This window comes from Stenotrophomonas koreensis (genome assembly GCF_001431525.1).
Lineage (GTDB): Bacteria > Pseudomonadota > Gammaproteobacteria > Xanthomonadales > Xanthomonadaceae > Stenotrophomonas > Stenotrophomonas koreensis.
In genome coordinates, this window is sequence record NZ_LDJH01000029.1 from 60,723 (window position 1) to 68,508 (window position 7,786).

6 protein-coding genes are annotated in these 7,786 nt (G+C 67.2%); 1 reads left to right on the forward strand and 5 read right to left on the reverse strand.

What is annotated here, in order from left to right; genetic code table 11:
• Positions 1 to 8 precede the first annotated feature (8 nt).
• A complete protein-coding gene (gene cysQ, locus ABB25_RS13245; RefSeq protein WP_057667565.1) occupies positions 9 to 812 on the reverse strand; it encodes a 3'(2'),5'-bisphosphate nucleotidase CysQ in 804 nt (267 codons plus the stop codon).
• The gene (gene nudE, locus ABB25_RS13250) at positions 809 to 1,357 is read right to left on the reverse strand and encodes an ADP compounds hydrolase NudE (RefSeq protein ID WP_057667566.1); all 549 of its coding nucleotides are present in this window, start codon (positions 1,355 to 1,357) and stop codon (positions 809 to 811) included. Before nudE ends, cysQ begins: the two co-directional genes overlap by 4 nt.
• Before the next feature lie 123 nt (positions 1,358 to 1,480).
• Between nudE and ABB25_RS13255 the strand changes: the two genes are divergently transcribed.
• The gene (locus ABB25_RS13255) at positions 1,481 to 2,215 is read left to right on the forward strand and encodes a 16S rRNA (uracil(1498)-N(3))-methyltransferase (RefSeq protein WP_057667568.1); all 735 of its coding nucleotides are present in this window, start codon (positions 1,481 to 1,483) and stop codon (positions 2,213 to 2,215) included.
• 28 nt (positions 2,216 to 2,243) lie between these two features.
• On the opposite strand, the gene ABB25_RS13260 is transcribed toward ABB25_RS13255, so the two are convergent.
• From ABB25_RS13260 to ABB25_RS13270, 3 genes are all read right to left on the reverse strand, one after another.
• Positions 2,244 to 2,720 (reverse strand): chemotaxis protein CheW, encoded by a 477-nt coding sequence (locus tag ABB25_RS13260; protein WP_057667570.1) that lies wholly within the window; start codon positions 2,718 to 2,720, stop codon positions 2,244 to 2,246.
• Between the two features lie 9 nt (positions 2,721 to 2,729).
• Entirely contained in the window at positions 2,730 to 4,088 is a 1,359-nt protein-coding gene (locus ABB25_RS13265) for a chemotaxis protein CheB (RefSeq protein ID WP_057667572.1), read from the reverse strand.
• A 22-nt stretch (positions 4,089 to 4,110) separates the two neighbouring features.
• Positions 4,111 to 7,786, reverse strand: a 3,676-nt coding sequence (locus tag ABB25_RS13270) for a response regulator (protein WP_244477831.1), incomplete at its 5' end; no start/stop codon positions are given.

The window sequence follows — 7,786 nt, forward strand, 5'->3', positions numbered from 1 at the left end:
ACGGCAGGTCAATCGACCAGCCACTGCCGCCATGGCAATGACAGGTCGCCCAGGGCGATGAACTCGCCGTTGAGCAGACTCGGTCGACGGTTGTAACGGAATGGCTTGCCGGTCTGCAGCGACAGCACATTACCACCGGCCGCGTGCAGGATGCATTGACCGGCCGCGGTATCCCACTCACTGGTGGGGCCAAGGCGCGGATACACATCCAGCCGGCCTTCGGCGATGTGGCACAGCTTCAACGATGAGCCCAGGCGGATGCTCTGTACTGGCCCCATCCGTTGCAGCATGGCATCGACGCGGTCGCTGTTGTACGAGCGGCTCACCGCCACCTGCAACGGTGCACTGGCGGGAGTGCGGGTATGCAGGGCGGTGTCGTGGTTGTGCTCGCGCCGGTAGGCAAGCTCACCGCGGGTAGCGTGCCAGACCGTGCCGGTGACCGGCTCCTGGATCACCGCAAAATAGGGCGCGCCCTGGTGGATCAGCGCGATGTTGACACTGAACTGGCCATTGCGCTTGACGAATTCGCGGGTGCCATCGATCGGGTCAACCAGCCAGTAACTGGTCCAGTGCTGGCGCTCCTCCCAGCTGACCTGGGCACTTTCCTCGCTGAGGATCGGCAGGTTGGGAGTAATCCGCGCCAGGCCCTCGACAATGATCCTGTTGGCCAGCAGATCGGCATCGGTCACCGGGCTGGCATCGTCCTTGTGGCTGACCTCGAAGCCGCGGCCATACACCTGCATGATCGCCTGGCCAGCGTGTCCGGCCAGGGCGATGACCATTTCGCGCAGGTCGACCGGGACGCGGATCATGCCTGCATGGCCAGCCACTGCCGGGCGATGAACAGCGCCGCCAGTGAACGCCCTTCTGAGAAGTCCTCACGCAGCATCAGCCGGTCCAGCTCGGCCAGTTTCCACGGCACCACTTCCAGCTCTTCGGGCTCATCGCCGGGAAGGCGCTGCGGATACAGATCACGCGCCAGCACCAGGGTGGTCTGGTGGCTCATGTAGGTGGGGGCCAGGCTCAGCTCGCGCAGCACCAGCAGCTCCCTGGCGCCATAACCGGCTTCTTCCTTGAGCTCGCGGTCGGCAGCCTGCACGGCGCTTTCGCCTGCATCAATCCGGCCCTTGACCAGCCCCAGCTCATAACGGTGCATGCCGGCGGCATATTCGCGCACCAGCAACACGGTCTGCTCATCAAGCATGGGCACCACGATCACCGCGCCATGGCCACGCCCGTTCAACCGCTGGAACTGGCGGCGCTCGCCATTGGCAAACTCCAGGTCCAGATGTTCCAGCTCGAAGGGGCCAGCCTGCTCCTGGCGACGGCCATGGATGACCGGCAAACGGCGGCTCATGCCTGTCTCCAGGACGCAAAGACAGCTGGCGCCGATACAATAAGAACGTGCACGCGGATATTCATCTAGTCGCCAATGCTAGCAGACCGCGCACTCCTCCCCGCTGACTCTGAACTGATTTTTATGCGCATCACACGTTGCCCCGTCAACCAACCACTGAGCCCGGGGATGGAGCTGGAGCTGCCAGAGGACATCGCCAACCACCTGTTGCGTGTGCTGCGGCTTGGGGTGGGCGACAGTTGCGTGCTGTTCAATGGCGACGGCCATGACTACACCGCCACCTTCATCGAGGCAGGCAAGCGGCATGCGCGGGTACAGATCCGTGGCGTGGAAGCGGTGAACAACGAATCGCCACTGAAGATCACCTTGCTGCAGGGGGTGGCACGCGGCGAGAAGATGGACCTGATCCTGCAAAAATCCACCGAGCTGGGCGTGGCCGCCATTGTCCCGGTCAACAGTGAACGCAGCGAGGTCCGCCTGGAGGGCGAACGCGCGGCCAAGCGCCTGGCGCACTGGAACAATGTGGTCAGCTCGGCCTGCGGCCAGAGCGGGCGTGCCTGCATCCCCGAGGTCGCCGCCCCCGCGCCGCTGGCCCAAGCCTGCAACGCGCTGCCGGCAGACAGCCTGCGCCTGTGCCTGGACCCGCGCGGGCAGTGGACCCTGAACACGCTGCCTGCGCCGGGCAGTGGCGGCATCGTCGTGGCCATCGGACCGGAAGGCGGCTGGTCGCCGCGTGACTTGGAAATTCTGGCGCAGGCCGGTTTCAGCGGCCTGCAGCTGGGCCCGCGCGTGCTGCGTACCGAAACCGCCGGCCTGGCCACACTGGCGGCACTGCAGGCCCGGCTGGGTGACTTCTAGCCGGGCGCAGGCGCCACGGCAGCGGTGCTTACGCCGCTGTCGGCAGGCAGGACAGTACCGCCGCCTCAACCGCGTCCAGGTCCGGCAGCAGCGCGGTCTGTTCGCCGAGCAGCACACGCATGTGCACCCCGACCGGTACGATTTCCTCGGAGGCATCGGCCAGCAGGCCATCGCGCGGAACCGCGATCAACTGCGGGAAGGACTCGGTCAGCAGCGCGTAGTACGGCAGATGGACCTGGCCCCCGAGCGCCTTGAGCACCACCACTTTCAGCTGACCCACCAGCAGATCGCTGCCCAGGCCGGTAAAGCGGCCAAACGCGACCACCGGGACATCAAAGCCCTGCCATGCCAGGGTGCCGGCCAACCATGCCGGCCCCCCTTCGGCGGCAGGCTGCAGCTGCACCCGCGACATCACCTCGGCCACGGTGGCATTGGGCAGCAGCACCTTTTCGCCGGCACACTGCAGCACGACACCGCGGACTTCATCGTTACTCATGTGGTTCATACGGCTTCCTTACAGTCCCCAGCGTGCAAGTAGTTCACGGGCCAGCCATGCCGGCTCGCCGATCGGCATGCCGGCCACGGCCAACGCGCTGGCTGCCGCAGGGTCATAGCAGCCCTCGCCGGATTGACCGGCAACCCAGGCACCGCGTTCGGCCAGACGCAGTACCGCATCGACCTGGTCGGCATCGGCGCCGCTGAGCATCAACACGGCACTGCCTTCGGCCGGCAGGTCGGCCAGCACACTGGCCATCGGCGCAAGCGTGTCAAAACGCAATGCCTGCCCGCCGCTGACGGTGATGTCATCGGCGATGACATAGACATGCCCGGGCTCCAGTGCCTTGCCGGCCTCGGCAAGCTGCAACGGCGCCGCACAGACACGCGCCAGCTGGGAGACCAGGTTGGCATAGCGGCCGCCATCAAGGCGCAGCTGGATCAGCACCGCACCGGGCATGCCCTCGGCCGGCAACTGGCTGAGCAGGCGGCGGATCGCATCCGGGCCACCGATACCGGCCATCACCAGCGCCACCGTGCTGACGGCGCCGGCTGCGCCCGGAGCATCGTCCTCCTGCCCAGGATCCAGCAGCGAGAGATTGCTCAGATCCCAGTTCTGCAGCACCGCGGCGGCAGGGGCCGCTGCGACCACCGGCTCGGCGGCGCTGCTGTCAAAATCCACCAGCGACCATTGGCTCACGCCCGGCATGGCTACCGGTGGCGCCGGTGGAGACACTGCGGCGTGCTCAGGTTCCAGTGGCGGCAACGGTGGCGGCACCACCGCCGGCCTCCCGGCCAGCGCCGCAACCGCGGCTTCCGGCGCCGGTGGCGCCGACGCCAGCAGATCATCCAGTGAGGGTGCGACACCGGCGCCTGCAGCCGGCCCGGTTACAACCGGTTCGGCATCGTAGTCGAACGCATCAAAGGCATCGAACGAGGGCTGATCCACCTGGCTGCCCTCACTGCCTGGCTGTGCCGACGGCACGGCCTGAAGCCCTGCGGCGGCAAATCCTGCGGTTCCGGCCGCTGGCTGCACGACAGGCTGCTCCTGCTCTGCCCCCGGGGGCAGCACATTGGCATGGCCCTGCAGCTTGGCTGCCAGATGGCGCTCCCAGCGCTGGGCATCCCAGCCCTCGCGCTGCGCGGCCAGGTCGGCCTCTTCGAGCAGGACCATGACCCCGGCCTGGTCCAGCACCGGCTCCAGCACATCCAGTGCCTGGTCGGTGCTGGCATCAAGCGCGATCACCACCACGGCCGGGGACGCCGCCAGTACCTGGGCGGCCTGCACCTGTGCCGGCGCGGCCTCCAGCACGATCTGGCCACCGGCATTGACGATCGCCTGACGCAGCTTGTCACCTGCCAGACCCGGATTGGCCAAAAGAACAACCGCTGCTTTGTGATCAGTCGCGGGCACGGGAAATCCCCAGTAGGTCATAGACATTGCGCATCAGTTCCGGCTCCTGATAGGGCTTGCCCAGATAACGCTGGACGCCGATTTCAAGGGCACGCTGGCGATGCTTGTCGCCGGTACGCGAGGTGATCATGATGATTGGCACGTCCTTGTAGCGGGGATCGGCGCGCATCGCGGTGGCCAGCTCGTAGCCATCCATGCGTGGCATTTCGATATCCAGCAGCATCAGGTCGGGCACCCGCTCTTCCAGCTGCTCCAGCGCCTCGACGCCATCGCGCGCGGCGCTGACTTCGAAGTTGTGGCGCTCCAGCACACGCCCGGTGACCTTGCGCATGGTCAGCGAGTCGTCCACCACCATCACCAACGGCACCTGGCGCACCGGCACCGCCGGCGCCGCGGCCAGCGTGCGGCTGGGCTGGTTGAGCAGACGGCGCACCAGCGGCGCAACGTCCAGGATCACCACCACATTGCCTTCGCCGGTGATGGTGGCGCCGTAGATACCCGGCACCGAGGCGATCTGCATGCCGACCGGCTTGACCACCACTTCGCGGTTGCCCACGACCTGGTCAATGGCCACGGCCGCGCGCAGGTCGCCGGCACGCACCAGCAACAGCGGCACCTGTGCCTGGCCTTCGGCCTTGGCCGGGCCCTGCCCGACCAGCAGGCCGAGGTCGTGCAGCGCATACTCCTCGCCACCGTAACGGTAGATGCCATCGCCGTTTTCAAAGCGTTCGCGGGCGATACGGCCGATACCGCTGACCGAGGCCACCGGCACCGCATAGGTGGTTTCACCGATCTGTGCAAACACCGCCTGGGTGACGGCCAGGGTCTGCGGCAAGCGCATCACAAAGCGCGCGCCACGGCCACTTTCCGAGTGCACATCCACCGAGCCACCCAGCTGGCGGACCTCGTTGCGGACCACGTCCATGCCCACGCCGCGGCCGGCCAGCTGGCTGACCTGGTCGGCAGTGGTGAACCCTGCGGCAAAGATCAACGAATCCAGCTCGTGCTCGGACAACACGTCATCAGCCTTGATCAGGCCACGCTGCTCGGCGCGACGGCGGATTGCCGAACGGTCCAGACCGGCACCGTCATCGGTCACTTCCAGCGCGATTTCCGAACCTTCGCGGCGCAGCTGCAGGGTGATGACCCCTTCCTCGGGCTTGCCCGCGGCCAGGCGCACCGGTGCGGTTTCGATGCCGTGGGCAACCGAGTTGCGCAACATGTGTTCCAGCGGCGCGACCATGCGGTCGAGCACGCTGCGATCCAGTTCGCCCTGGGTGCCTTCCACCACCAGGCGCACCGACTTGCCGCTGTCGGCCGCGGCCTGACGCACCACCCGGCGCAGACGCGGCACCAGGCCATCAAACGGCACCATGCGGGCACGCATCAGGCCATCCTGCAGCTCCGAGCTCACGCGCGACTGCTGGCTGAGCAGGTTGTCGTAGTTGCGCGCCAGGTCATCAAGCACGCCCTGCAGGCCTGACAAGTCGGCTGCCGATTCGTTCAATGCACGTGACAGCTGCTGCAGGGTCGAGAAGCGGTCCAGTTCCAGCGGATCGAAGGTCCGGTCCGCACTGTCCTGCTCGCGCTGGTAACGCGCCACGATCTGGGCTTCGGTTTCCAGGTCCAGACGGCGCAGCTGGTCGCGCAGTCGCGCATTGGTGCGGTCCAGTTCGGCCATCGCACCGCGGAAAGCACCCAGCTGCTGCTCCAGACGCGAGCGGTAGATCGCCACTTCACCGGCATGACCGACCAGGCGGTCGAGCAGGTCAGCGCGGACACGCACCTGTTCCTGCCCGGCGCGGACCGTACCGTCTTCACCAGCGACGGCATCATCATCGACCGGGGCCGACAGCGGTTCAGCCGCCACCCCAGTCGGCGCGGGGGCCTGCTGGACAGGGCTGGATACCGCCAGTACGGCCGCCGGCTCGGTCACTGCCAGCGACGGCGGCGTTGCCGGCTGCGGCACGGCTGCCGGAGCCTGCGCCTGGACGGTGTCTTCGGCCAGGGCCGGCTCGACCGGGGCATCGTGCTCGTCGTGCTCATCCAGCACACCGGCGATGGTGATCACCCGGCCGATCGTCGTTGCCTGCTCGGCATCGACATCGACATCGACATCGACATCGACATCGGCTTCGGCTTCGGCTTCGGCTTCGGCTTCGGCTTCGGCTTCGGCTTCGACTGCGCTTTCGGCTTGGTCAGCAGCAACCAACGGTGCGGCTTCTTCCACCACCACGGTCGCCACGCCAGCGTGATCGGCAACAGCGGCAGTGTCGGCTACCGGTTCATCCGGCTCATGAGCAGGGCTGGCTTGATGGGCGGCTTCATCACTGACAACGCTGGCCTGCTCGACCTGCAGCTCCAGGCCCTGGGTACGGGCTTCAAAAGCCTCGACCAGGGCTGCGGGCAGATCCACGCGCAGGTGTTCGCCGGTACGGGTAACCATCCGGTGCAGATGATCAAAGCCGTTTTCCAGCAGGCGGACTTCACCGTCACCCAGGCTCAGACGCTCGGCCACGACCGCTTCCAGCAGCGACTCCACGGTATGGGCCAGGTCGCCGACCGGGTTGATCCCGGCCATGCGGGCACCGCCCTTGAGCGTATGCAGGTCACGCTGCAGGCCGGCTACCGCTTCGCGGTCATCGGGGTTGCTGCGCAGGTCGGCCAACAGACCATCACAATGGTCCAGCAGGTCCTTGCCTTCTTCGACAAAGATATCCACCAGCTCCAGATCCAGGACCTGGAAGTCCAGCGCGGCCGCATCAGCGGCGGCCTCATCGCCGGCAACAAGCTCCACTGCCGGCTCAACCGGGGCAGCCACCTCGGCGGGGGACGGCTCCAGTTCGAAGTGCAGCGACGGCGCCTGAGCGGCAGGAGCCAGCGCGACATCGTCCGCGGCAGGTTCCAGCCCTGCCGCAGCATCGACCAGCGACGCTTCGCTGACCGCGGTGTCTTCCACCAGCTCCAGCGTCTCGCCGACCTCGGCCAGTTCCATCACACCAGCCGGTGCTTCCAGCTCGGCCACAGCGTCGACCAGCGACGCTTCGCTGGCCGCGGTGTCTTCCACCGATTCCTGTGTGTCGCCGGCCTCGGCCAGTTCCATCACACCAGCCGGCACTTCCGGCTCGGCCACAGCGTCGACCAGCGACGCTTCGCTGGCCACGGTGTCTTCCACCAGCTCCAGCGTGTCGCCGGCCTCGGCCAGTTCCATCACGCCAGCCGGCGCTTCCGGCTCGCCCACAGCGTCGACCTGCGACGGCTCGCTGGCCACGGAGTCTTCCACCGATTCCTGCGTGTCGCCGGCCTCGGCCAGTTCCATCACGCCAGCCGGCACTTCCGGGTCGGCCACGGCGTCGACCAGCGACGCTTCGCTGGCCGCGGTGTCTTCCACCGATTCCTGCGTGTCGCCGGCCTCGACCAGTTCCACCACGCCAGCCGGCACTTCCGGCTCGGCCGCGACTTCGACCAGCGACGCTTCGCTGGCCGCGGTGTCTTCCACCGATTCCTGCGTGTCGCCGGCCTCGACCAGTTCAACTACGCCAGCCGGCACTTCCAGCTCGGCCACAGCGTCGACCAGCGACGGCTCGCTGGCCACGGCGTCTTCCACCCGCTCCAGCGTCTCGTCGGCCTCGGCCAGTTCAACCACGCCAGCCGGCACTTCC